We start from the raw sequence: 23,802 nt of genomic DNA, 5'->3' as shown, positions 1-23,802 counted from the left end.
GAGCCAACTCCCGATGTCGGTCTCCACCTTGCTACAGCGTCGTCGGGGTGCCGTCCGGGTCGAGACCGTGTGGCCATCTCTGCAAGAGGGTGTCCTCCCAACGCATGGTGTGCCCGGTGTCCGCGATGCGTCGGTAGAGGGCGTCGGCAGTCCTTCGGTCACCGGCGGCGTCCCGTAGAGCCGCCAGGGCTGCCAGGGAGGGAATGTGACCGGCTGCGGCTGCGGGCTCGTAGAGAGTGCGGGCCGTCTCCTTCTTCCGTCGTGCGGTCAGCAGCTCGGCCAGGGCGAATTGCGCGTCAGCGGAGCCGCTCTCGACGACCTCGCGCACCAGCTTCTCCACTGTCCCTGCGGCGCCGTCCTCCAGCAGCAGCTTGAACAACTGATCCCATGTGTGGGCGTGGTCGTACCGTGTTGCCGCCTTCTGCAGGACGGACCTGGCTCCTTCCCTGTCACCCGACTCCTGCTTCATCGTGGCCAGGACACCGATGGCCACGGAGTCCCCGGTGCCGATGACGCTGGCTTCCACTGCCGGATCCCTCTTCCACTCGGGGTCCCTGAGGCTGGCCAGCAGCATCATGGCGTGCGGTTCACCGGCATCCACTGCTTCCTGGAGCAGCGGACGAGCAGCTTCCTCGTCACCTGTGAACAGATGGTGCTCACCGAGGTGGGTCAGGGTCATGGCACTACCGATGTGTCCGAGCTTCCGGGCCAGTGCCGCAGCGCCGTCTCCATCACCGAGACGCGCCAGATATGAGCAGAGGATTCCCATCTCGTGGAACCGGCCCGATTCTTCCGCCCATTGGCACAAGAGGTGGATCGTCTCCGTGTCCCGACGGCCCGATGCCGACTCCGCCAGTTCGAGCAGCGCCTCGGAGTTGCCGGCTCGTGCAGCCTGACGCAGCAGGGTTGCGCTCTCCTCTGCGTCCTTGCTTTTGGCCCGTCGGCGGGCCAGTGCCATCAGCGCATCCGCACACTCCAACGCTGCGGCCCTCTGGAGAAGACTCTCCGACCCGGCATCGTCGTCCGTCACCTCGGCCAACTGCACCATGGAGTCCGGATCTCCCATCTGCGCCGCCTTCCGCACCAGGTGCTCGGCCCACTGCAATCGGAAGCGCTGGGATGCGGCGCCGGCGAGTCCGGCCAGATCGGTGGTCCGGGTGAGGTGGCGATCGGCGGCGTGCCAGAACGAAGCCGGTGGGCACGTGCGTGCCCGCGCGTCGCGGCCGTACTGCTCCAGATAGTCGGCGAGCCGGAACGTCTCCCTCGGGGGGTGCGACGTGCGGTGCCCCGGTGGCGGGCCGCCGGTTCGCGGCGCATTGCGGCGCAGTGGCGCCTGGCGGCCGTGAACCCTCTGGGCGAGTTCATCGAGCGCGGCCTGTGCCCAGGCACCGCCGATGTCGACCTGACCGTTGTCGTCGTAGGTCTCGTAGGCTTCGTCGTCGAGGTAGTCGGTGGCGGCGTCAGTCAGGAAATCGCGGGGGAGGGCGAGGCCGACACCCAGACGGCGTGCGTCCATGGCGGCTTCCAGGAGGGCCCTTGCTGCAGGGCTTCCCGTCTCGTAACGCGCCAACAGCGCCGGTGCTCCCGCCAGGTCCTGTGTCAGTCGGCCCGTGTGCCGGGTACGGGTGAGCGCGTCGGCCAGGAGAGCGTCGCCCGCATCGGCAAGGAGTGCGGCTTCGCGCAACGCCAGGTCGTCGAAGGTCTCCGGTACGGCTACCGTGCGCCCCGACAACAACTCGCGCGTACGGGTGTGCGGATCTGCCGAGCCGGGCCTGGGCAGCGCGGTGTAGCGGGCCGCGTATTCGGGCCACAGGGTGGCGAGCACCAGGACCGGTCCGCGGGCGGGGGTGACGAGGAGGCTGTGTACGGCGGCCGCGAGCTGCTCGCCCACCGCTGGATCGCCAAGGTAGTGCTGGGCTTCGTTCAGCCACACCACGGTGCGCGGTTCCACCTGCTGCAGGTCCTGCAGCGCGGCCTCGGCCCGGGTGGGATCGAACGGATGCCAGAGGCGCCATCCCTGTTCCGCGAGGGGCTGTACGGCCTCCCAGCACGCCCGCGTCTTGCCGGTCGACGACGTTCCCACGAGCGCGAGCATGCTGCTACGGCCGCCCTCCGCCTCGCGTACGAGGTTCGCGAGCACGCGGTCGTGTCCGCGTGGCACATAGGCGGACAACGGCGGTCGCCCCGCCGCGCCCTGTTCTCCCGGCACGGGGAGCGTCTGTGCGGGATGCACTTCCAGGTCGTGCGGATCCCACGCGGGGATCGGCTGCCCGGGTGCGGCCGATTCCGGGGCTTGTTCGCCGGATGCCGCATCAGCACGTAGCTGGGTCGTGTGCAGGAGGTCGAGGAGTTCGTCGGCCGGCATCGTCAGCGCACGGCTCAGCATGGCGAGCGTTCGTGATGAGGGCGCGGGGCCGTCCCATCGCAGGGCCTCTGCGACCGTCGTACGGCCGAGGCCTGCTCGCCGTGCGAGTTGCGTCTGGTTGAGCCCGCTGCGAGCCAGGGCCGTGCGCAGTCTGAGGCGCACTTCCGTGAGCGGCTGATTCCCGTCCGACGGCCTGCCCGCAGTAGGGGTGTCGCCCATGGATCCCCTCTCGTCGTGAGGTGTACGGCGGTGTTCATCTTTGTCCGGCCGAACCCGGCCGAACAGGAAAACGGCGATTTTCGTCCGTGCCAACACTCCACGATTCCAAGGGGTCTGCCGTGAACATCGCCGTTGTCCTCCTCACCACCGCACTGGTACTGGTGGTCGCAGTTCTCGTGGCCGTCGGCGCAGCCGTGATCGCCCGGCACGACGGGGCTTCCCGCACGCAAGCCCTCAAGCAGGGCGCAGTCGCTTTCACGGCCGCTGTGGCACTGGCAGCAGCTGCTGCGTCCGCCTTCGCCGGCGTCCTGCGGTGACCGGTATGTGCCGAAGGGGGGATGAGGTCCACGGAGACGGATATTGAAGCGGCGGGGCGTATGAGGACGACGACGTGGATCGATGAGATGCCCGATGTCCGCACGACACGGCCGAAGGCGCTTGGGCGAGTGGGCCGCGAAGCTCTGGCCGGACCGCTGCCGCGTGGCCCTGGCGCTGCGCGAAGGCGCGGACAGGATGGCCGGGGTCTTGGCGTGCAGCTCAGGCTCAGCGTGTATTCGCGGTCAGCTTCTCAACAGCCCTGGTGATGGCCATTCGCGTGAACGAAATTGAAAGTGACGTCGAACGGTTCCCACCAGGGTGCTACCCCGGCCTCCGGGCTCACGCATCGGTGCAGTTGAGGGTGTAGGAGACCGTCAGATACGGAACCCAGTCCCCCTCGCCGAATCCGTGAGGGTTGGTTCTGGGTCGCATGAATATCGGCCGCGAGGAAGCAGTCTGCTGACGAGGAAGGGAGTCCGAGGCCGGTGGGCTCCATGTCGATCGGATCCGTGTAGACCGCCACCACTTCCAGCTTGTTGGTCGTCGTCGGCATGCCGATGGGGTATACGCGCACGTCATCTCCAGCTCTCGTGGGACAAACCATGGCTGCGCCACGGACAGCACTGCCCGGAGCTGCTCCGCTGACCGGGGCCGACCGTGAGGGGGACGCGGTACGGCCCGGGTCGCCCGGAGGTGCACCGGGGGATCCGGGCCGTACGGTATCGGCGCGCGGTCGGTCGTCAGCACTGCATGGCCCACACGTGGGCGTCACCTCGGTCGTTGGCGTTCGCGTTGCTCGCCACCTCCTGGCCGGGGGACAGGCAGATGGTGTGTTCGCCCCCGTTGGAGGGCCACTGGATGGCGTCCTCGTAGACGATGACGTGGTCCTTGATGCCGGGGCCCGAGATTCCGTGGTTGGCCCACGAGGAGTCGTTGTCCGCGATCCACGACTCCCACCACTCGTCGTCGCCGGAGGAGGCGAAGACCTGGCCGCTGAAGTTGGCGTCCGGCCAGACGCAGAAGGAGCCGCTGGGGCAGGAAGCGGCGGAGGCGGGGGCGGCGAGGACACCTCCCGCGGCGAACAGGGCGGCGGTGAGGACGGTGACCAGGCGCTTGGTGCGCTGCATCGGAATGCCTTTCTGGAGGTACGGAACGGAAGGAGACTGGTTCAGGTACGGGCGCGCGCCGCCTCGGTGAGCAGGGTCCTGGCGCGGGCGAAGGCTTCCTCGAGAAGCCTGCGGTGGTCCGCACGGAGCCTGCCGTCGGCGGTGCTGTCCGCATTGGCGTGCGGTGAGGAGCGCAGGTTGTTGACGCGGGTCGAGACCAGGAACCAGCGACGCTGATCGCCGTACAACCGGCGTTGGGCTGCGGCCAGACAGCCGTCGGAGTGCTGTCTGATCACTTGCCCGCTGGGCAGGGTGAGAGAAAGTTCGGCCCGGCCGGTCCCGAAGAGCGCGTCGGAGATCCGGCGCTCCTGGACGGGTGGGGGAGGAGCGGCACCGGGGCGGGGTGGGGTGAGGCCCTGGTGGGTGAGGCAGCGATCGGTGAGCAGTTGTTGGGCGGCTTTGACGGTGTCGTCGGGCCCGAGTACGACCGGCTTGGCGGGCGAGCTGCAGGCGGTGAGCACGACCAACAGGCATACCGTCAGGGCTAGTTGCATTCGTGGCGAACGGGGCATGATGCGCCTCAAGCTGCCTGGCAGTCGGCGGGCCTGCCGTACTGGACGCCGACGAGCTGCCTCCGCCGCTCCCCGTTGACGGAGTGGTTGCCGCCGCTTCGGTTCGGCGGTCGGCAGGGCGGCGGACAGACGCATGTGGGCGGGCTCCTGAAGTGTCGTGTGCGGTGAAGGAAACTGCGGTCGCAGGCTTCCACCCGACAAGCGCTGGTACACGGAAGATCACCCGTGACGGTGAGTAGTCGTATCGCGGTCATGCCACTGCCGACGTGCTTGGCGCCATGGTCGGCTCAGTGCTGCGGTCGCTACCCCGGTGGGTCGTGTCACGCGATAGGTCGTGGACGTGGGCGTTGTGGCGCCCGCCGTCTGCTTCGCGTCGCGGACGGCCTTGTGTGGCGGGAGGTCGTGCGGCCGTTGCTCCCAGCGATGCGGGCAACGAGCGCTCGCATCTCACACAGCGCACCTCAACACCAGAAGTCGCAGAACGGCCTCAACCCGCCAACTGCCCGCACCAGTTGCCTTCTCAGCCGGGCTGGCAGTCGCTAGGACGGTCGGTCTGCACCGCGTCCAGCTTGTTCCGCCACTCCCAGCTTGTGCTCCGGTCGCCCGTCCAGATCGTCCGGTAGAGGCACTCGCCGGGCCTTGCCCAGTGGATCGCGTAAACGGTGACGTCGGCGTTCGACTCGAAGGAAGCGGCCTTCCTGTGCACGGCCTCCGGTACGTCGGTGTAGCCGTATGGGCGGTAACACCAGGTTGCCCCGGCGTAGTTGGGCTCGGAGTGGAAGCAGACATCCCCCGGCGACTGTCCGCGATCAGGGGCCGGGGGAGCCTGGGCGGATGCTGGGGCTGTCGAGAGGAAAGCTGCTGCGGCGGCGAGGACGAGAGCGGCGGCTCGGCGATGCATGTCGGCGAATCTCCCAGGGGTTGTGAGTGACGTTGTGCACGCTGACCTCCCCGGACGTCATTGCCGATAAGCACTCCTTCACCCGAAGCGGTGAGTAGTAGTACCGCGGTTGCCGCAGAAGGCCACCCTTGCTGCAACCCGTGCGGCCACCCTTCGTACCAGCCGTCAGAGGCTGGAGGGCGGTACGGCGAGTACGGCGTTGTGGACCCAGGAGCGAACCACCGGCCACCGGAGCGGGGGTGGCTGTTCAAGTGGCGCCCAGCCGACCGGTCTGGAGCGGTGTGAGTCCGTTACTTGTACAGAGCGGAACTCCTCTGTCATTCGCGGGTCACAGCCACGCCCTCGTCGGGCGATTCGCCGCTTTCGATGTACACGACCAGCGTCTGCTCCGGCTGTTCGGCCAGGTGAAAGGCGGTGTACGCGTAGTCGGTCGCTCCCCGCCGCGGATGTCGGAGCCGCTTGCGACCGCTGTGCCGGGCCTGCACCTCGTACTGCGGCCACCAGTCCCGCACCTCCGGGCTGCCCTCGTGCAGGTCCTCGATCAGTCGGGTGTACCGGGGGTCGTCGGGATGGCGCGCCGCCAGCGTCCGAAGTCGGCCGAGCAGGCCGCGTGCTTCCGACTCCCAGTCGACCACAACGTTCCGGGCCACCGGTTCGAGAAACGTCCAGCGCACGAAGTTGGCGGGCGGGCCCGCCTCGGTGATGAGCCTCGGGAACAACTCGTCGGCTGCCTGATTGTGACTGAGGACGTCATAGGTGCCGCCGATGATGTAAGCCGGGTTCGGCTGGAGCAGCAGGGGAACGGTCCCCGCCGCGGCCGTCAGCGGCTCGCGTTCCTCGGCTTCGGCCGCAGGCGCGTGACCGGCGAGTTGGAGAAGATGACTGCGCTCGTGCCGGTCGAGTCGCAGCGCCGTGGCGAGGGCGTTGAGCACCTGTTCGGAGACGCCGATCTCCCGTCCCTGCTCCAGGTACGTGTACCAGGTGGCGCTGATCCCGGCCAGCAGTGCCAGTTCCTCCCGGCGGAGCCCCGGAGTCCGCCGGCGGCCGGTGCGGGGCAGGCCCACGTCGTCAGGGGTCAGGCGCTCTCTCCTGCTGCGCAGGAATTCACTCAGCTGACGGCGCCGTTCCGGCTGCGTGGGCATGACGGGTGGTACCTCCAGTTCCAGAATAAGTACGTTCTGGATACCAGGCTAAGCCTGGCGGAGACTCGTGTGTGAGCACGGGTCGCGGCACTGCCGACGGCCCCACACGGTCACACCGGCACCCGGCCGTCAAGTGCGCAACGGCTCCCGCCACGCTCCTCCAGGCCCCCGCTGCCGCTCGGCACTCCGGCTCCGGTGCCGACGAGGGAGAAGACAATTCATGTCCGGAATCAACGGCAAAGTGGTGGCGATCACGGGAGCCAGCAGTGGCATCGGCGAGGCGACCGCGCTGCTGCTCGCCGAGCGCGGCGCACGACTGGTCCTCGGCGCACGCCGGTCGGAACGCCTGGCGGAACTGGTGGCCCGGATCGAGAAGGCGGGTGGCACGGCCGTGCAGATCCGTACCGACGTGACCCGGCGGAGCGACCTGCGGGCACTGGTCGCGCTGGCCGGTGATTGCTTCGGCCGACTCGACGTACTCGTGAGCAATGCCGGAGTCGGCACCATCTCGCCGCTCGACGATCTGCGGGTCGAGGAGTGGGACCACATGGTCGACGTCAATGTGAAGGGCGTCCTGCACGGAATCGGCGCCGCGCTGCCGGTCTTCCGGGCGCAGGGAACCGGCCACTTCATCACCGTCGCCTCCACGGCGGCGTTTCGCATTGTGCCGACGATGGCCGTCTATGCCGGTACCAAGTTCGCGGTCCGGGCCATCTGCGAGGGGCTGCGTCAGGAAGCCGGCGACTCCCTGCGGGTGACTACCGTCTCGCCCGGTGCGACTGCGACCGACTTCGCCGAGGCGTCAACCAACGGCCGGGTCAGAGCAGAGATCACGAAGATGCGGGACGACATCGCGATCCCGCCCGACGCGATTGCCAGGGCCATCGCTTTCGCGATCGAACAGCCTGCCGCGGTCGACGTGAACGAGATCGTCGTCCGGCCCACCGCACAGAGCTGACCTTTCTCGCCCTTCCGGTGCGGACACCCGTCCCTGCGGAACTGTTCCCACGCTGGTGCAGGTGTTCGGCCGCCTCTCCGCCCCGTGCTGGGTACGGGGACGCTGCCACGGGCTCGGTTCATTGCTGGGGCCCATGGTGGCGGTACTCGGTGGCGCGCGGCCGCCGGCGCCCACGCCGTGCACCTGCCGGCAGCGGCCCTCAACGACAGCCAGACCGTCATCGCCCAGCGTCAGGCCGCAGCCAAGAGTGACGAAATCCCCGCCGTCACCCCGCTGCCGGCCGCCGCGTATCCGAAGTGAGGGCTGGTCGGCGGCAGCCGGGCCGGGCATTGCCCTGGTACTGCGCTTGCCCCACCAAGTGCTCCTGGAAGAGGGCGCCGTGGTCGTGCCGTCGGACTGGACGGACCGGGGCGAGGAGTACCGGCAGGCGGCGGATGTCGGGCGGGCACACTCCCCTCACCAACAGCTGGCTCCCCTGATCGCTGCCGACCGGGGGAGGTTCGTGGGTCTGTGCTTCAAATGCTGGGTCAGGCGCGAGGGTGACCTCGACGGAGCGTCGCCATGGATGTCGTCGTACGCACTGGACCAACTGCTGCAGATGACCTTGTACTTGGTGTCGTTCTGCGGCACCAGAACCGCCTCCGCACCGGACCATCCGCCCCCGTACCGCATGACCCGCTCCGCCAAGAGCCCCGCCGACGACTCCGTCCGCAACGTCCGCCAGTAAGCCCGCCTCAGCAAGGCCAGCCTGCTCAGCCCATCGCTGGAGCCGTTGCCTCCTCGACTGCAGCGGCTGCTGCAATCAGTCCTGCAACCCGGGAACGCACAGTAAGTCTCGTGACCGACCCCACACCTGCCGGGCCCCACCCATCCACCGGTCCGCCAGGCGTTCTCACACGACAAGCAGCGAGGCACACCATGACCGGCTCAACCGATCCCCTGACGGTTGCCAGGGCCGAGGCCCTTTTCAGCAGTGACCTGCCCACGGGTGCGACCTTGACGCGGCCGGAGGTCGGGTTCGCTGTTCGGCGGGCGATCCGTGCCCATGGTGGAACCCGTGGCTGTGCCGTTGTCCTGGCCATTGCTTACGGCAACTATCCGGAGACGTCCGTGGCCCGTATGCGCTGGGCCCTGGACCAGATCCGTACGTGCTACCCCCGCCTCTGAGAGTGCAAGGAGCGCGTCCGACCACGGAAATGCTCACCGCCTGCGTCTCCCTCCCCTCCAACCCTGTCGGCGTGATCGTGGTGGCCGGGGCGATCGAGTGGACGGCTCTGTGCGAACACACCGTGTCGCGCGGGATCGGCGTGCTGAGCCCGGCGCCGGTGGCGACGGCTTTCGAGGGGGCGTCCGAACCCCCGGCTTCCGGAGGGCGGTCGGCTCGCACGACCACTGATCGCGTTCACCGAACTCGCGGCCTGGCGCAGCAGGATCGTCCGTCGAGCGACCTGCTCCGGAGAGTCGTCGCAGCCGTTCGGACGCAGGTCCCTTGTGCAACCAATGATTCAGGACTCGCCGGATCACACGCCCCTCCCCGCCCGGGGCTCTGTCCCGACGAGCGGGTCCGCAAGGACCCACCCACCAGCCAACCGGTGAAGCACCGTCTGGCCGCCGAAGGAAGGACACCACCATGCCCACAGCGGGACCCCTCGACGCACGCGTGCGCGCTCACCGGCGGCGTACGGGGCTGACGCAGAGCGGGCTGGCTGCGGCTGCGGGGATCAGCGTACGGGCTCTGCGTGACATCGAGCGTGGGCACGTACGCCGGCCGCAGCTACGTACGCTGTGCGGGCTGGCGGCGGTTCTCGGGCTCGACGTCGAGGAGATCCGGCGCCCGCTCGCCCCGCAGCGAGCACCGGCTGAGGACGACAGGACCGGCCTGCGGATCGGCGTGCTCGGCAGTCTGAGCATCGAGCTGGACGGCGTCGAGCGGGAGATGCGGGCGCTCAAGCTGCGGCGGCTGCTGGCGCTGCTGGTGCTGTGCCATCCCTACCCGGCCGGGCTCGACGAGATCGCCGGTACGCTGTGGCAGGAGAAACGGCCGCGCTCCTATCGGAACCTGATCCACACCTATGTGAGCCAGGCACGCACCTTCTTCAGGTCCGCGACTTCCGGATCGGGCTCCGGCAACACGTCCTACCTGGTCCGGACGCCGACCGGCTACGCGCTGTCGGTGGGGCGCGAGCGGGTCGACCTGACCCGTTTCGAAGACCTGGCGGAGCAGGCGCGGCAGGCCCACGCGCGCGGCGAGGAGCAGGCCGCATTCGAGTTCGCGGCGCTGGCACAGCAGGGCTGGCGGGGCCCGGTCCTCTCGGCGGAGCCGCAGCTGGCCGAGCACCCGGCGGCCATCGCCGCGAACCGGCGCCGGATCGAGAATCTCCTCCTGTACGCAGACCTCGCGCTGAAGTTCGAACAGCCCCGGCTGGTGTTGTCCGCCCTGCGCGCCGCAGCCGAGGACGAGCCCCTGCACGAGGGGGTGCAGGCCCGGCTCGTGCTGGCGCTGGCGAGCTGCGGCGAGCAGGCCGAGGCACTGCGCGTCTTCTCCACCGTCACCCGACGCCTGGACAACGATCTGGGCCTGCGGCCCGGACCCGAGATGCGCCATGCCCAGCTCCAGGTGCTGCAACAGCGCCTCGCCTGGCCGAAAAGTGCACTGATCTCTACTGATCCTCTGCCCACGTCCCAGCCTCTGGACAGCTCTGCGCGGCTCCACATCAGGCCTTCTCAACTCCCCTCCAGGCCCCGGCACTTCGTCGGGCGCATACCGCTCATCCGGGAGCTCGACCAGGTACTCCTCGCGTCCGGGGCGCGGGCCGGGCAGGTGCCGGCGGCGCTGCTGACCGGGCCGCCCGGCGGCGGCAAGACGGCGCTCGCCCTGCGGTGGGCCCACCGGGCCGTCGAACACTTTCCGGACGGGCAGCTCTATCTCGACCTGCGCGGTCATGCCCGGACCCGTCCGCTGACCGCCCAGGAAGCGCTGACCCGGGCTCTGCGTGCGCTCGGCGTCTCCGACCGGGGCATTCCACAGACGCTCGACGAGGCCGAGAGCCTCTATCGCACGAAGCTGTCGGGGCAGCGGGTCCTGGTGGTCCTCGACAACGCGCGCGACGAGGACCAGGTGCGCCCGCTGGTTCCCAGCGGTGCGGGCTGCGCCGTGCTCGTCACCAGCCGCAACACCCTGCCCGGCCTGGTGGCCAGGGACGGGGTGCGGCGCATCACCGTCGATGTGCTCGACCACGAAGAGGCCATGCTGCTGCTCACCGAGCTCCTCGGTCCGCAGCGGATCGGGGCGGAGCCGCTGGCCGCCGGAGCCCTGTGCCGCTACTGCCGAGGGCTGCCGCTGGTGATCCGCACGTATGCCGCCCATCTGGCCCAGCACCCGCGCCTGGGCATCAACCAGTACTGCGAAGAGCTACGGGACAACGGGATCTTCCAGCAGCGGCCCACCGAGCCGGAGGACCAGTTGCACGCCACGGTGCGGGCCGCGTTCGAGCTGTCCTACCTCGCGCTGCCCGCACCGACGCGGCGGGTGTTCCGGCTGCTGGGTGCACTCGGGCGGGGCACCGTCACCGACGACACCGTCGCGCGGGCCGCCGGGCTGAGCCCACCACAGGCGCGGATCGCCCTGCACCGGCTGGCCGAGGCGAGCCTGCTGCGGGAGCACACGCACTGCCGGTTCAGTCTGTCCGCGCCACTGCTCTGGTACGCCCAGTCGGTGCGCGACCAGGGGCAGCAGCGGCTTCCCACCACCTGAGCGGTCCCGGCGCCGCCGTCAGCCACCGAGCGCCAGACGCAGCGCGAACATCGCGAACACGGCGGCGGTGAGCCCGCTGATGACCCGCCGCGCCGAGGGCGAGTCCAGATGCCCGGACAGCCGGTGGACAAGCTTCATCCACAGCAGCAGCCATGCCAGCCCGAGGGCGAGATAGCAGCAGGCCAGCAGCGCCAGGCCGGCGGTTGGGTCCATGCCCGACGGCACGAACTGCGGCAGGAACGCCATCAGGAAGATACCGACCTTGGGGTTCGACCCCGTGCACAGCAGCCCGAGGCCGAACGTCCGCCACCAGCCGCGCTTCCCCGCCCCCACGCTCCCCGCCTCCAGGCTTCCTGCTTCCACGCTCCCCGCGCGCCGACCGGCGCGCCGCTTCCCGGGGAGGGGCTCGGAGCGGTCCACCGGCCTCAGAGCCGTACGCATCGCCAGGCACGCCCACACCAGCAGCACAGCGGCCCCCGCCCACCGGAACGCGGCAAACAGGTCCGGACGGGTGGCGAGCAGCGCGGCGAGCCCCAGCGCCCCCAGCGTCACCTGGACGGCCCCCGCCGTGATCATGCCGAACGCGGCCGGAGCTGCCGTACGGGGCGAGCCGTCCAGGACGAGCCGGGTCATCAGGGCCAGGTCGGGCCCCGGCGCCACGATCACCACCAGGGAACTGGCGAGGAAGGCGAAGGCGTTGATCACTGTTCCCCGATGACGAGCCGCTGCTCCAGGGCGCGGATGGTGCGGTAGTCCCGTTCGACCTGTCCGGCGTCGGAGTGGGCGAGGATGGCGAAGCCGAAGTTGAGGCTGTCGACCAGGTTCCTGGTGACCGGGACGTGATCGCCGTCGGACAGAGCCTGCACCGAGAAGTGGTGGCTCGTCAGCCGGGGGATCGCGTCCAGGACGCCGGTGCCGCGCATGATCCCCGAGCGCGGCGCGATGTGGAAGACGCACATCTGGTGGGTCAACAGCTGGTAGCTCTGCGGCAGTTCACGGCCGGTGAGCCAGCGGACCGTCCGGTCGATCTGGCTGTCGCCGGTGGCGTTGCGGTTGAACTGCGGCTGCCCGCCGCCATGGGGCCGGGCGCCGAGTTCGATGAGGACCGGCCCGTCCACGGTGTCCATCACCTCCACGTGCGCGGAGCCGAAGCGCATCCCGACCGCGCCGAGGACGCCGTACACGTAGCCGGCCAGCGCCGTGACGGCGGGATCGTCCGGGGGCAGCCAGCGCATGGTGTCGTAAACGGCCATGTGAGGGCCGTTGTTGGTTTTCGCGTAGGCGCAGACGTCGACGAGGGAGTGGTTGCCGTCGTGGCTGAAGGTGTCCACGACGTACTCCGTGCCGGTCACGAACTTCTGCACCAGAAGGCGCTCGTCCCGCTCACCGAACTGGTTGATCCGGCCGAGCTGTCCCGTGAACACCTCGCGCCACCCCGACCCGCCGGGCACTTTGATCACGCCGTCGGTGCTGGCGCTCTTGGGCGGTTTGATCACGAGGTCGGATCCGGTCAGGCCCGCACGGTCCAGCCAGGCCGCAGCCTCCTCGACGTCACCCGTGCAGATCTGCGGGATCACCGGAAGCCCGGCGGCCCGTACTGCCGCCGCCATCAGGCTCTTGTCCCGGCGCGCCCCGGCCAGTTCGGGCACGTTGCAGCGCTCGGGCACCACCCGTGGGGCGACCTGTTCGGCGAGTTCCACACCCGATTCGCAGCCCGCGACGACGCAGCGCGGGGCCAGCTCGCGCACCCGGCGAACGGTCTTGTCCAGATCGCCCTCGTGGACGATGACGTCGGGGAAGTCGGCCGGGCGATAGGACGAGGCGTACGCATCGGGCGGGTTCGGACCGGTGACGAGTGCGGCCACGGGGACGCCCTCGGCACGCAGGGCCTGTGCGAACAGGGCACCCGACGAGTAGGGGTCGACCACGACGCAGGGGCCCCGGCCCGGCTCAGCGCTCGTCATGGAGCCCCGGCCCGGCTCAGCGCTCGTCATGGGGCACCTCCCCGCGGGCCAGCGCGGCGACGGCGACGCAGTAGCGGGCGAAGAGGTCCCCGGCCGGCGCGCTGACCCGCCTGGCGCGCACCGGGGCGTGCACCATGCCGTCTTCCCGTACGTACGTCACCGCCGTGCCGCACTTCCGCAGCAGGGCGCTGTACTTCTCGGCGTCCACGCACAGCGAATCCTGCTCGCAGCCGACGACGTAGGCCGGTGGCAGCGAATCGAACGAGGCACCGAGCAACGGCGACACCCGGGGGTCGGCCGCCTGCTCGGGCTCGGGGCAGTAGCAGGCGGTGTAGAACTCCATCTCACCGCCCGACAACAAGGGCGCGTCCTCGCCGCCGTGGCGCCAGCGGGTGAAGTCCAGGACGGGGCTGATCACGGCCTGGGCGCGCAGCCGGGGTCCGCCGCGGTCGCGCGCCATCATCGACAGGACCACCGCCATGTTGGCCCCGGAGCTCTCCCCGCAGAGCACCGCGCCCTCCGGGTCGAGGTCGCCGAGGCCGAGCGCGGGCAGGTCGGCGAGGGTGCCGCACAGGCCCGCATAGCAGTCCTCCAGGGGGCCGGGGAACGGGTTCTCCGGCGCCATGCCGAAGTCCAGGGCGACACTCACCAGGCCCGTACGGTCGGCGAGTTCGGCGACCAGGCTGTGGTGGCTGTGCAGCGAGCCGATGACGAAGCCACCGCCGCGGATGTAGAAGAGCACGGCCCGGCCGGTGCGGCGGGACGGTTCGTAGATGCGGATGCGGGCGGTGCGTCCCTCGTGCGAGACGGCCGCGTCCCGGTGCGTCACCCCTTCGGGGACAGGGATGGGGAGCACTTCGGTCAGTCCGTCGTACAGGGCGCGCTGCCGTGCGACGGGATAGGTGTAGAAGTCGGGCGGCAGCGCGCCGTTGACCGTTTCCACGAACTTCTCGATGCCATCTGCGTACGCCATGCGTGATTCGCTCGCTTCCGGGAGGACGGGTGGCGGGCCGGGTGGCCCGGACCAGGGGAGAGGGGCGGAGAGTCAGCGGGTGTCCTTGGCGGCCGGAGCGCCGCCGCCCGCCGGTTCGGCAATGCTGGTGGCCCGTTCGGCAGCGCTGGTGGCCGGTTCGGCGGAATCGGACGGCCCGACGGCCGGGCCCGCGTCGGCGGGCCTGCCGGAGCGCGGGTCGCGCATGCCGAACCAGGCGGCGGCGACGGCCCCGACGGTGACCGCCCCGGACAGCCACCACACCGACGCCGAGGACGCCTGCCAGGCGGCGACACCGAGCACGGGGCCGACCGCGTAACCGATCTGCATCGGGAACGCGGCGGCGGCGAGGTAGCGGCCCCGCAGATGCCCGGGGGCGACCCGCCCCGGCCAGGCGGAGGCCGTCGGAGTGCCGATCATCTCGCCCGACGTCCACACGACCGTGGCCACCACGTACAGGGCCATGCTGGGCCCGGCCACGTACAGGTTCATGCCGACGCCGACAAGGCCGACGCCGAGGGCAACGGCGACCCGCCCCGGCAACTGCTGCACGTACTTCGTGAACAGCAGCTCCAGACAGATGACCATGACGGCGTTCAGCGACAGAAGCGCGGAGTAGAACCCCACACCGTGTCCGTCGGCCCTGATCTGGAGCGGCAGTGCCGAGGTGTGCTGGATATAGACGACGGCGTTGAGGAACAGCGCGAGCAGGAACAGCAGATAGCGGGTGTCCCGCAGCACGGCCGTGTACGAGCGGGACTGTTCCGGTGTGTCGTCGTCGGCCGACGTCCGCGCGGGGCCGCCGCCGGAGCGCGCGAGGGTCAGGGCGAAGACGGCGAACACCAGTTGCGCCGCGGCCTCCAGGTAGAAGACGACGGTGTAGGAGTGGCTGATCAGGAGTGCGCCGAGCAGGGGCCCGACCGTGGTGCCGAGATTGAACGCCATGCGGTACACGGCGAACACCATGACGTGGTGGTCCTCCGGAGTGCGTTCCACCAGGAGGGCCGCCGAGGCCGGGCGGTACATCTGTGCCAGGAGCCCGATGAGCGCCGACACCACGATGATCGGGGGCAGGCTGTCGAAGTGGGGCAGGGTCAGCGTGCCGAGCCCGGCGAGCGCCATGGAGCCGGCGATGGTCCAGGCGTAACCGATGCGGTCCGAGACGGAGCCGCCCACCAGGACGCCGACCACGGAACCCGCCCCGTAGGCGCCGAGCGCCAGGCCCGCCGCGGTCGCGGAGAAGCCCTGGGCGGTGAGGTAGAGGACCAGGAAGATCTGGAGGAAGTTGCCGAGCCGGTTGACCAGCATGCCGACGAGTACGAGCCAGATGGGGCCCGGGATGCCGCGCAGGGCCTGCATGACGGAGGGGTGCGGTCCGCCGCCGGGGGCGGCGGACTTCTGCTCGGTCATCGGGCGGGCTCCTCGGCCGGCCGGTGCGTGAGCTCGACGATGTGCGTCGCCTGTCCGAGCGCCGCCCTCGCCTGCGCGACCGTGTCGGCGAGCGCGATGACGCGGGCGTAGCGGGAGATGTAGCCGCGTGGCGGCAGCCGCAGTACGGCGCCCGGGTCAGCCATGGCGTCGGCGCTGTGGATCTCGGGGGTGAACCGGTCCTCGTGCACGGTCACCGCCTCGATCTCGACGTCCCGCTCCGGGTACAGAAAGGCGATGGCCGCGGCCCGGCGCCGGGTCTGCCCGGTCCTGGGTCGGCGTCCCGCCGCGACATCGGCCGCGGCCAGGGCCACGTCGACGCCGGTGGCCAACTCGCCGAGGTAGGGGATCATGTCCCCGCCGAGGCGGGCATTGACCTCCATCAGCCGGGGGCCGGTCGCGGTGAGACGGAACTCGGTGTGGCTGACGCCGGTGTGGAAACCGAGCGCGGCGTGGCTGGCGCGCAGTGCCTCCAGCACAGCGGGGTCGGTCAGCAGCGGGTCGGCCGCGTCGACGTCGTGGCCGGTCTCCTCGAAGAAGGGCGCGAACCCCACGTGCTTGCGGGCCACCGCGAGAGCTGTGCCCTTGCCTTCGAAGAACACGGCGTCGACGCTGATCTCCGGGCCCTCGACGTACTCCTCGACGAGTACGGAGGCCTCGAACACCGGCACGCCCGGGTACGACGCGCCGGACGCCGCCAGATAGGCGCCCGTCACGTCCTCGACGCGGTCGGCCCGGCGTACGCCCATGCTCCCGGCAAGGCCGCGGGGCTTGAGCACGACCGGGAAACCCAGCTTCCGCACCGCCTCGTGCGCCTCGTCGAGGGAGCACACGGCGATCGAGGCCGGCTGGTCGACCGAGGCCCGCTCCAGCGCGATCCGGGTGGCGTTCTTGTCGCGGCACGCGATGACCGTCTCGGGCGAGTTGCCCGGCAGGCCGAGCGCCTGCGCGACATGGGCGGCCGGGGTGACCAGGCCCTCGTCGTAGCAGAACACCCCGGCCACCTCGCGCTCGGCAGCCACCTCACGCGCCGCCTCGACGAGGAGCCCGGGGTCGGTGTTGTCCACCTGTGTGCCGCCGACGACGTAGGGCTCCTCCCACGTCACCGGAGCCGGTTGCAGCAGCCAGAGCGCATAGCGGGCGCTGACCGTCCTGAGGATGAACTCCCGGCTGCGCCGGGCGCTGCTGCCTATCAGCAGCAGCAGCGGCTTTCCACCGTCCGTGCCCATGATCCGCTCTCCTCGCGTGTGGTCGTCCTTGGGCCGGTACGCGGCCCAAGGAGCGGGCCGCGTACCGGGCATCTGTGAAACACCGGCCGGTCTCAGGGCGTTGCGCGCGCCACCGGCCGGCCGGACAGGGCGCGTGACAGCGGCCGGTGCTCCAGGACCGCGCCGGGACAAGCCGCCCGGGGAGCGGGCCGGCCACCGGCCGGCGGCCGGTCGGGCAGGACCGCGGTGACCCGGTTTCCGGCGCGCACCGCCGGGACCTGTGCGCGCAGCCAGGTCAACGACGTCTTGCGCTCGTGCCAGGGACACACCAGCCGGATGCCGTCCTCGGCCAGGTCGGCCAGGTGCAGCGGGCCGCCGCGGTGCGCGCAGTCGGCCCGCATCACGAACCCGTGGCCCCGGGCCGTGGCGTACACGTAGGGGGTTCCGGCCACGACCGCACAGTTGTCCCGCCCTCCGGCGGTGAACGTCACGACAGGCACTTCTGGTAGTCCCCTACGGAGTGGATCTCGTAGACGCACTTGTTGGACAGGATGTCCGCACCGTGCAGACGGTTTCGCTTGATGACCACGCCCTCGCCGGCTTCGAGGGTCAGCGAGGAACCCAGGCCGCTCTCGAAGCGCATGGTGCCGGAGACGATGTGGCACAGCTCGTCGCCCTCGTGGCAGTGCGTGTTGGAGAGCTCGTTGAACGGTTCGGCGAGATGGGCCACGGGCGCTTGTACGCGGCCTGCGAGGATGGCCGCGTGGACGGGGCCGTGCAGCTTCTTCAGCTCCGGCTGGGCGTCCATCCAGGCGATCTGCTCACGGAAGTCGAAGTCGGCGACGTCCAGGAGCACCCGGTACTCCTCGATGCCGCGCACGATCTCCGGGATGATGCCCTCGCCGTGCGCCTCGACCAGCGGCTTGATGATCTTTTCCCGGGCCATCCGGCCGTGGTGCTGGTCGATGTGGACGTGCTCGGTGAAGTACGTCGTCTCGACGGTTTCCCCGAAGACGTCCTTCAGCAGCCGGTCGGCGCGCCTGCAGAAGTCGACCAGCGAGGATTCGGTGTAGTACAGCGCGCCCACGTAGCGGAAGAACAGCTCGTGGTTCTTGCCCAGGTAGTGGAAGTAGTTGTTCAGCAGCAGGCTGCTGTTGAGGTAGTACTGCCAGTACCGGTGGAGCTCGGATGCCAGCCCGACCGACTCCAGGGTCTTCTCGAACAGGGTGCTGTGCTTGGTCTCGTGGACGCCGTAGCCGTACTCGTCGATGACGACCTTGAACCACTCGGACTGCGCGGGTCCGTAGTAGCCGAGTACGTTGCGCATCATCGGCGACGCCTCGGAGAGGAAGTCCGGGATGAACTGGACCAGCCACATGCGAGCCGCCCGCTCCCGGTCGACGGAGCCACGGACGGCCTGCTCGGCGGGCGAGGCCTCTGTCGGGGCGTCGGCGTGCAGGGAGTCGAGGTAGGCGTCGAGACTCTCGGCGGTCCAGGGGCCGGAGGTTTCCACCTCGTCGTCGAGGAAGCCGAAGGCGTAGCGCTCCAGCGCCGGCCGGATCCGCTCGCCGAGCGCCCGGTTGGCGGGACTGTAGAAGGCCTTGAAGTCCTCCTCCTTGCCCTGCAGGCCGGACTTCGGGAAGAACACCAGGTCCGCTTCGTAGATGCTGGTCAGAAGGCGCTGAGCGGCGAGGCTCGCATAGTTGAGGATGCCGTCGCGCGCGGGGGGCCCGTCGAAGTCGAGGTGCGGCAGGACCTGGGGCCTGAGCTGGCGGCGGTAGGGGTTGTCGTGGTTCAGCCACTCCAGGCTGTCGTGGTAGATCGGGGCGGTGGCGTACTGGACCACCGCGTCGCGCAGTTCTGCCCCGCTGAGTTCGAAGGGGACGTGGGTGGGAACGTGACTCATTGCTGGCCTCTTGGTTCGCAGGCTGATGGGGGTTCGCTGCGGCGCCCTGGTGGCGCCGGTGCGGGGTCAGACCCGTGCGCGCAGGCTGAAGTCGCTCCAGGACAGCCGCAGCGACACGGGCTCGCCCGCCTTGGTCGGCACGGGCTTGTCCAGGGGGACCCAGCCCTGCATCCAGTGCGACTCGGAGTGGCCCGGCGGATTGGACAGGACGACGCCGTGGCCCATGTCCAGCTCGAACCAGACCACGAGCGCCTGGGCCTCTCCGTCGGCGGTGGCCGGGATCGTCAGAGCCCGCTGACCTGGTTGCAGGGCGTCGCGCGCCAGGTCGAACGCGGCGACCGGGACGGGCTCGGACAGGAACTGGTGCGGCCAGGTGTTGAGCCGGACCGGGAAGTGGCCGCGGGTGGCCAGCATGTTCATGAGCGAGACGTCGATGCCACTGGCCGTGGTGACCTGGTTGAGCCGGATCACGGCGTCGCTGCTGGCCAGTTGCCCGTACAGCCGCCCCGCCGACGGCAGCATGGTGCCGCCGGGTGCGAGCAGGTGCTCGCGGGCGTGCCGCACCGAGGGCAGCAGCCCCTCACCGATCAGGCCGCAGTCGACGATTTCCGACACGAGTACGTCCACCGGGCCGTCCAGGTCGCGTTCGGCGTCGAGTTCGGTGGAGGGCCTGCCGATCACGGTGATCACGTCGGACAGCCCATGGGCGTCCACGATGTTGCGGGCGACCTCCGCGAGCAGGGGGTTCATCTCGCAGGTGAACACCCGGCCGGCGCCTGCCCGCGCCGCGGCGATGGCGAGCAGCCCGCTGCCCGCGCCGATGTCGAGGACCCTCGCGCCGGGCGGGATGCCCCGCTCCAGCGAGGTGACCAGGGCCTCGTTGCGGACGCTGTCGTTGAGCATGGCGAAGTGCCAGTGCGGAACATTCCTGCGAACGATGTGAGCGAAGATCTCCGCGTCCGGGGTAAGGCTCTCCGCAGGCGTCCTCAACAGTACGGACGTCTCCTCGGCGAGTGCGCTCATCTCCCGCGCGAGCGACTCCAGCAGGGCCGCGCCCAGACGATACGAGGTGTCGTTCGCCGGTGTGCCGCGTGCCCCTTGTGTGTCTTGCATACGGGTGCCACTTCTCCTGATGTCGAATCGTGGGTTCGTGGAACGACGCGGTTCGGTGTGCTTCCCGTCGTCGCACAAGGACCGTACGGAGACGCCGTTCGGCGCTTCTCCAGCGGCACTTGACCGCCGGCGACGGGTCCCTTAGCCGGCGGCGCGCCGCTGACCAGGCCCGACACAGCCGTTTCCGCTCCGCTGGAACGGGGCGGCAGAACGCACCGGCGCACCGGGCGCGGACCGAGTTCGCCGCAGGCGCGGGCGCGGGGACCGCGCAGGGACGCGATCGTGCGTGGCGTCCGAGTGCCGTGCGCGTTGGTTACGGTCCTTGTGCGCCCATTGATCAGGGCGCCGCCAACAAGAGACACACCGGGTTACCGCCCAGGGCAGTGCCGACCGCGAGGGGCGCGCACGGCCGGTTCAGGTGCTCGGCCAGTTGTGGGCAGCTCGCGGTGTGCCCGAAGACCACGAACGTACCCGGCGTCATGACGGTGAGGCGGCTGAACGGGGTGGCCAGGCCCAGGCCCACCGGGACGGTGAGTCGCGCCGGGCGCCCCGGACAGGGCGAGCCGGGCGCGGGCCTCTCGGCCGGTGAGGGTGGGCCGCGCCCGTCGTCACACGGTGACGGGCCGACAGCTCCTGCAGGCCCGGTATCCGGCCCGACCCGCCTCGCGGGCGGTACGGAAGGGAACTTGGTGGGGCCGGGTGATGCGGCGGGCGTGTGCGCAGGTGGGATGGCAGTAGATGCGGGTGGTGTCGCTGCCGAGGAACACCGCGCCACGGAGGAGCAGTTCGGCCATCCTGCGCATGTCGATGCCCTCGGCGGCGCGCAGTGCCTCGGCAGCACCGGGCGGGTGGGCGAGATCGCAGGGTGTGCCGTCGTCGTGCACCGCACGGTGGCCGGGGATCAGCACGGTGGCCGGGTTGCGAGCCAGCCCGCCGAGGACCTCGTCCGGTGCGGCCCCTGCTTCCCGGGCGATCCAGCCGATCGGGCGGAGCTGCCCGGCGGGGATGGCGCGGACCGCTTCGAGGACGTCCCGGTCCACCGGGTCCAGAGGGGAGAGGTCGATGCGCAGCCGCCGGGCACGTCCTGTGCGCAGGGCAGGAACGACGCCGGGCAAGGGCCGGGCCGCGGACAGCAACGGGCGTCCGGTGCGGACGCGGTGCAACTCCTCGAAGGCCGTCGCGTCCAACCCTCCGGAGTCCAGGGCGGTGCCGGTCACCGCCTCCTGGCCCGACGCCACGAACAGTCCGCCGGCCGCCGTGTCGAGGCGTACGTAGACGTCGTAGACCTCGCGCGGGATCCCGGCCCTGCGCAACACGCGCACGCCGAAGCCGGCGGGCGGCTGCTCGGCGAGTCCGGCGAGCATCGGCCCGTCCGCGGGCGAGTCCGAGGCATGCTGGCCGCTGCTCATGTCGTCACCTCCTTCAGTTCGGCTGGGTCGGGGGCCATTATTCGGCGTAGACCGGCCAACCCCCGGGAGACGTGAGCCCTGGCCGTGCCGACCGCGCACTGCTGCACCTCGGCCACTTCCCCGTAACTGAGCCCCAGGACGTGGCGGAGTACGACGGGCGTGCGGTGGTGCTCGGGCAGTTCGAGCAAGGCTGCGACCAGCCTTCGCCGGTCGTCGGCGAGCACGGCACGCTCCTGCGGTCCCGGTCCTGGGTCGGCCCACACATCCTGGGGCTCCTCCAGCGGCGCCCCGACCAGAGCAGGCCGGCGGGAGCAGGTGCGCAGGTGGTTGCGCCACACGTTCGCCGCGATCGTGAGCAGCCAGGCACGAGGCCTGAGCACTGCCCGGCGCTGGGGACCGTACTCCCGCAGAGCCGTATAGGCGCGCAGGAACGTGTCCTGCCCCAGGTCGTCGGCCTCGGCGGGCGAACCGGAGACCCGGAGCAGGTACGTGTACACGGTCCTGGCGTGCACCCTGACCAGCTCCGTGAAGCCGTCGTCGAGGTCCACCGCCAGGAGCTCGGTCAGTTGCCGCTCGGCGTTGTCGTCCATCGCCTACTGAAACACCAGGTCCGGTCGGAAGGTTGCACCGGCGTCGCATCCGCGTCGGCGCCATTGGCCAGGCCGGCCACATCCTGATGATGTGGGACTACCGAGGATGAAAGAGGACCGGCGACAGGGCCGGCTCATCCACCGCGAGCAGGGCGGCGCACGTCGTAACCGAACACCCCTGCCTCCCCGCCCACGAAGAGCCCTTGTCCGTCGGGGTGCCAGGTACAGGTGTAGAGATGACTGTTGGTACGCATCATGGTGACCGGAGCTCCGGTGGCGGCCTCCCAGATCCGCACCGTTCCGTCATCGCCCGTAGTGGCTGCCCAGGAGCAGTCAGGGCTGATCGCCACCGCGGCCACCCAGCCCGTGTGACCGGTCAGGGTCCGCGGTGCCACGTCGGCTGCGAGGTTCCAGATCCGCGCCGACCCTTCGTAGTCCGTGGTCGCGAGCCAGTTGCCGTCCCCACTGACGGTCATCGCGGTCACGCTGCTGCGAGAGCTGCCGGTGTTCTGCAAGGTGCGCAGCGTCGCTCCGGTGGTGGTGTCCCACATGCGGATTGTCCCGGCGTCCCCGGCGGTGGCGAGCCACGAGCCATCAGGACCGAAGGCCAGGGCGGTGGTTCTGCCCACGTCGCGCGCCAGCACGCGCAGCCTTTCACCGGTATCCGGATCCCAGATCTGCAGAGTTCCGTCGTCGCCTGTGGTGGCGAGCCAGGAACCGTCCGGGCTGACGGCCACGGCGGCCACCCAGCTTGTGTGGCCGCTCAAGGTCCGCAGTTGGGCGCCGGTGACGGTGTCCCAGATCTCCACCGGTCCGCTACTCGCGGTGGCGAGCCAGGAGCCGTCCGGACTGACCGTCAGGGCGACCGTGCCCCCGTAACTCACGGCTCGCAGGCGTGAACCGGTCGCGGGGTCCCAGAACTGCATCATTCCGAAGTCGACCGCGGTGGCGAGCCACGAGCCGTCCGGACTGATCGCCACCACCGCACCAGCGGGGCTGATCCGAGCCGGCGCCGTCCCGGCCGTCGCGACAGAGTCCCACACGTGCACCGTTCCGTCTTCACCGGCGGTGGCGAGCCAGGAACCGTCCGGGCCGATGACCACCGCGTTCACCCTGCCGACGTGCCCCGCCAGTGTTCGAACCGGGTCGCCCGTGGCGGTGTCCCAGATGCGTACTGCTCCGTCTTCTCCGGTGGTGGCGAGCCAGGAGCTGTCCGGACTGACCGCTACCGCGGTCACCCTGCCGCTGTGACCAGGCAGGGTCCGTAGCCTTGCGCCGGTGGCCGGATCCCAGATTCGTACCGTTCTGGCATAGCCGGTGGTGGCGAGCCAGGAGCCGTCCGGACTGATCGCCACCGCCATCACTCCGCCGGAATGGCCGGACAGGATTTGCAGCGTGTCGCCATTCTTGGGGTCCCAGATCCTCACCGTTCCGTCTTCACCGGAGGTGGCCAGCCAGGTGCCGTCCGGACCGACCGCCATCGCGGTCACCCTGCCGATGTGCCCCGCCAGGGTCTTGAGCGTCTCACCGGTGACCGGGTCCCAGATCCTCACTACTCCGTCAACGCTCGCGGTGGCCAGCCACGAACCGTCCGGCCCGATCGCCACCGTGTCCACCCTGCCTGTGAAATCGGACAGGGTCCTCGATCTCGTACCGGTGGCCACATCGCAGAGCCCCACCGTCGCGTCATCACCGGCGGTGGCGAGCCATGAACCACCCGGACTGATCGCCATGGCGTTCACCCTGCCGCGGTGACCGGGCAGACGACGGCCTCTCTCGCCCGTGGCGATGTCCCAGAGCTGCACCGTCCCGTCATCGCTGGCGGTGGCGAGCCAGGAGCCGTCAGGACTGACCGCCA

General features: G+C 70.1%; 21 protein-coding genes and 1 pseudogene. 4 read left to right on the top strand and 18 right to left on the bottom strand.

Annotation, left to right across the window (positions count from 1 at the left end; all coding sequences use genetic code 11):
• Positions 1-31: 31 nt before the first annotated feature.
• Complete coding sequence (locus ACFYVL_RS07255) at positions 32-2,386, bottom strand: hypothetical protein (RefSeq protein WP_389241854.1); 2,355 nt, start codon at positions 2,384-2,386, stop codon at positions 32-34.
• Positions 2,387-2,703: 317 nt separating this feature from the next.
• Here ACFYVL_RS07255 and ACFYVL_RS07250 point away from each other — a divergent pair, with 317 nt between their 5' ends.
• Positions 2,704-2,901 carry a hypothetical protein gene (locus ACFYVL_RS07250; protein WP_389241853.1) on the top strand — a complete coding sequence of 66 codons (198 nt, stop codon included), beginning with the start codon at positions 2,704-2,706 and terminating at the stop codon, positions 2,899-2,901.
• Positions 2,902-3,241: 340 nt separating this feature from the next.
• Here ACFYVL_RS07250 and ACFYVL_RS07245 read toward each other — a convergent pair whose 3' ends face one another.
• The 6 genes and pseudogenes from ACFYVL_RS07245 to ACFYVL_RS07220 form a co-directional block, all read right to left on the bottom strand.
• A complete protein-coding gene (locus ACFYVL_RS07245; RefSeq protein WP_389242542.1) occupies positions 3,242-3,334 on the bottom strand; it encodes an iron transporter in 93 nt (30 codons plus the stop codon).
• 1 nt (position 3,335) lies between these two features.
• Positions 3,336-3,455, bottom strand: a pseudogene (locus tag ACFYVL_RS07240) (iron transporter); the annotation flags it as partial.
• Positions 3,456-3,642: 187 nt separating this feature from the next.
• Positions 3,643-4,029 carry a peptidase inhibitor family I36 protein gene (locus tag ACFYVL_RS07235; RefSeq protein WP_389241852.1) on the bottom strand — a complete coding sequence of 129 codons (387 nt, stop codon included), beginning with the start codon at positions 4,027-4,029 and terminating at the stop codon, positions 3,643-3,645.
• 41 nt (positions 4,030-4,070) lie between these two features.
• Entirely contained in the window at positions 4,071-4,529 is a 459-nt protein-coding gene (locus ACFYVL_RS07230) for a hypothetical protein (protein ID WP_389242540.1), read from the bottom strand.
• Between the two features lie 571 nt (positions 4,530-5,100).
• Positions 5,101-5,286, bottom strand: coding sequence for a hypothetical protein (locus ACFYVL_RS07225; protein WP_389241851.1), 186 nt, complete (start codon positions 5,284-5,286; stop codon positions 5,101-5,103).
• Positions 5,287-5,798: 512 nt separating this feature from the next.
• The gene (locus ACFYVL_RS07220; RefSeq protein ID WP_389241850.1) at positions 5,799-6,623 is read right to left on the bottom strand and encodes a helix-turn-helix transcriptional regulator; all 825 of its coding nucleotides are present in this window, start codon (positions 6,621-6,623) and stop codon (positions 5,799-5,801) included.
• A 220-nt stretch (positions 6,624-6,843) separates the two neighbouring features.
• On the opposite strand from ACFYVL_RS07220, the gene ACFYVL_RS07215 reads away from it, so the two are divergent.
• The 3 genes from ACFYVL_RS07215 (at position 6,844) to ACFYVL_RS07205 (ending at position 11,335) form a co-directional block, all read left to right on the top strand.
• The gene (locus ACFYVL_RS07215) at positions 6,844-7,581 is read left to right on the top strand and encodes an SDR family oxidoreductase (RefSeq protein ID WP_389241849.1); all 738 of its coding nucleotides are present in this window, start codon (positions 6,844-6,846) and stop codon (positions 7,579-7,581) included.
• A gap of 565 nt (positions 7,582-8,146) precedes the next feature.
• Positions 8,147-8,308: a hypothetical protein gene (locus tag ACFYVL_RS07210; protein ID WP_389241848.1), complete on the top strand. Its 162-nt coding sequence runs from the start codon at positions 8,147-8,149 to the stop codon at positions 8,306-8,308.
• A gap of 903 nt (positions 8,309-9,211) precedes the next feature.
• A complete protein-coding gene (locus tag ACFYVL_RS07205) occupies positions 9,212-11,335 on the top strand; it encodes a BTAD domain-containing putative transcriptional regulator (protein WP_389241847.1) in 2,124 nt (707 codons plus the stop codon).
• 18 nt (positions 11,336-11,353) lie between these two features.
• On the opposite strand, the gene ACFYVL_RS07200 is transcribed toward ACFYVL_RS07205, so the two are convergent.
• The 11 genes from ACFYVL_RS07200 to ACFYVL_RS07150 all read right to left on the bottom strand — a co-directional run bounded on the left by ACFYVL_RS07200 (position 11,354) and on the right by ACFYVL_RS07150 (position 23,677).
• The gene (locus tag ACFYVL_RS07200; RefSeq protein WP_389241846.1) at positions 11,354-12,040 is read right to left on the bottom strand and encodes a LysE family translocator; all 687 of its coding nucleotides are present in this window, start codon (positions 12,038-12,040) and stop codon (positions 11,354-11,356) included.
• Positions 12,037-13,329 (bottom strand): ATP-grasp domain-containing protein, encoded by a 1,293-nt coding sequence (locus ACFYVL_RS07195; protein WP_389241845.1) that lies wholly within the window; start codon positions 13,327-13,329, stop codon positions 12,037-12,039. Before ACFYVL_RS07195 ends, ACFYVL_RS07200 begins: the two co-directional genes overlap by 4 nt.
• The gene (locus ACFYVL_RS07190) at positions 13,316-14,272 is read right to left on the bottom strand and encodes an alpha/beta hydrolase (protein ID WP_389241844.1); all 957 of its coding nucleotides are present in this window, start codon (positions 14,270-14,272) and stop codon (positions 13,316-13,318) included. Before ACFYVL_RS07190 ends, ACFYVL_RS07195 begins: the two co-directional genes overlap by 14 nt.
• Before the next feature lie 72 nt (positions 14,273-14,344).
• A complete protein-coding gene (locus ACFYVL_RS07185) occupies positions 14,345-15,700 on the bottom strand; it encodes an MFS transporter (protein ID WP_389241843.1) in 1,356 nt (451 codons plus the stop codon).
• Positions 15,697-16,947, bottom strand: coding sequence for an acetyl-CoA carboxylase biotin carboxylase subunit family protein (locus tag ACFYVL_RS07180; RefSeq protein ID WP_389241842.1), 1,251 nt, complete (start codon positions 16,945-16,947; stop codon positions 15,697-15,699). The genes ACFYVL_RS07185 and ACFYVL_RS07180 overlap by 4 nt, the downstream gene beginning before the upstream one ends.
• Positions 16,948-17,039: 92 nt before the next feature.
• Complete coding sequence (locus ACFYVL_RS07175) at positions 17,040-17,417, bottom strand: Rieske 2Fe-2S domain-containing protein (protein ID WP_389241841.1); 378 nt, start codon at positions 17,415-17,417, stop codon at positions 17,040-17,042.
• The gene (locus ACFYVL_RS07170) at positions 17,414-18,832 is read right to left on the bottom strand and encodes an iron-containing redox enzyme family protein (protein WP_389241840.1); all 1,419 of its coding nucleotides are present in this window, start codon (positions 18,830-18,832) and stop codon (positions 17,414-17,416) included. Before ACFYVL_RS07170 ends, ACFYVL_RS07175 begins: the two co-directional genes overlap by 4 nt.
• 66 nt (positions 18,833-18,898) lie before the next feature.
• Entirely contained in the window at positions 18,899-19,945 is a 1,047-nt protein-coding gene (locus tag ACFYVL_RS07165) for a 50S ribosomal protein L11 methyltransferase (protein ID WP_389241839.1), read from the bottom strand.
• A 608-nt stretch (positions 19,946-20,553) separates the two neighbouring features.
• On the bottom strand, positions 20,554-21,354 hold the full coding sequence (locus ACFYVL_RS07160) for an Ada metal-binding domain-containing protein (protein WP_389241838.1): 801 nt from the start codon (positions 21,352-21,354) through the stop codon (positions 20,554-20,556).
• The gene (locus ACFYVL_RS07155; protein ID WP_389241837.1) at positions 21,351-21,944 is read right to left on the bottom strand and encodes an RNA polymerase sigma factor; all 594 of its coding nucleotides are present in this window, start codon (positions 21,942-21,944) and stop codon (positions 21,351-21,353) included. The genes ACFYVL_RS07160 and ACFYVL_RS07155 overlap by 4 nt, the downstream gene beginning before the upstream one ends.
• A 134-nt stretch (positions 21,945-22,078) precedes the next feature.
• On the bottom strand, positions 22,079-23,677 hold the full coding sequence (locus tag ACFYVL_RS07150) for a hypothetical protein (RefSeq protein ID WP_389242538.1): 1,599 nt from the start codon (positions 23,675-23,677) through the stop codon (positions 22,079-22,081).
• Positions 23,678-23,802 lie beyond the last annotated feature (125 nt).

This window comes from Streptomyces sp. NPDC004111 (assembly GCF_042874215.1).
Taxonomy (GTDB): Bacteria; Actinomycetota; Actinomycetes; order Streptomycetales; family Streptomycetaceae; genus Streptomyces.
The sequence above is the reverse complement of the archived record's forward strand: the minus strand, read 5'-3'. Positions and strand labels throughout refer to the sequence as shown.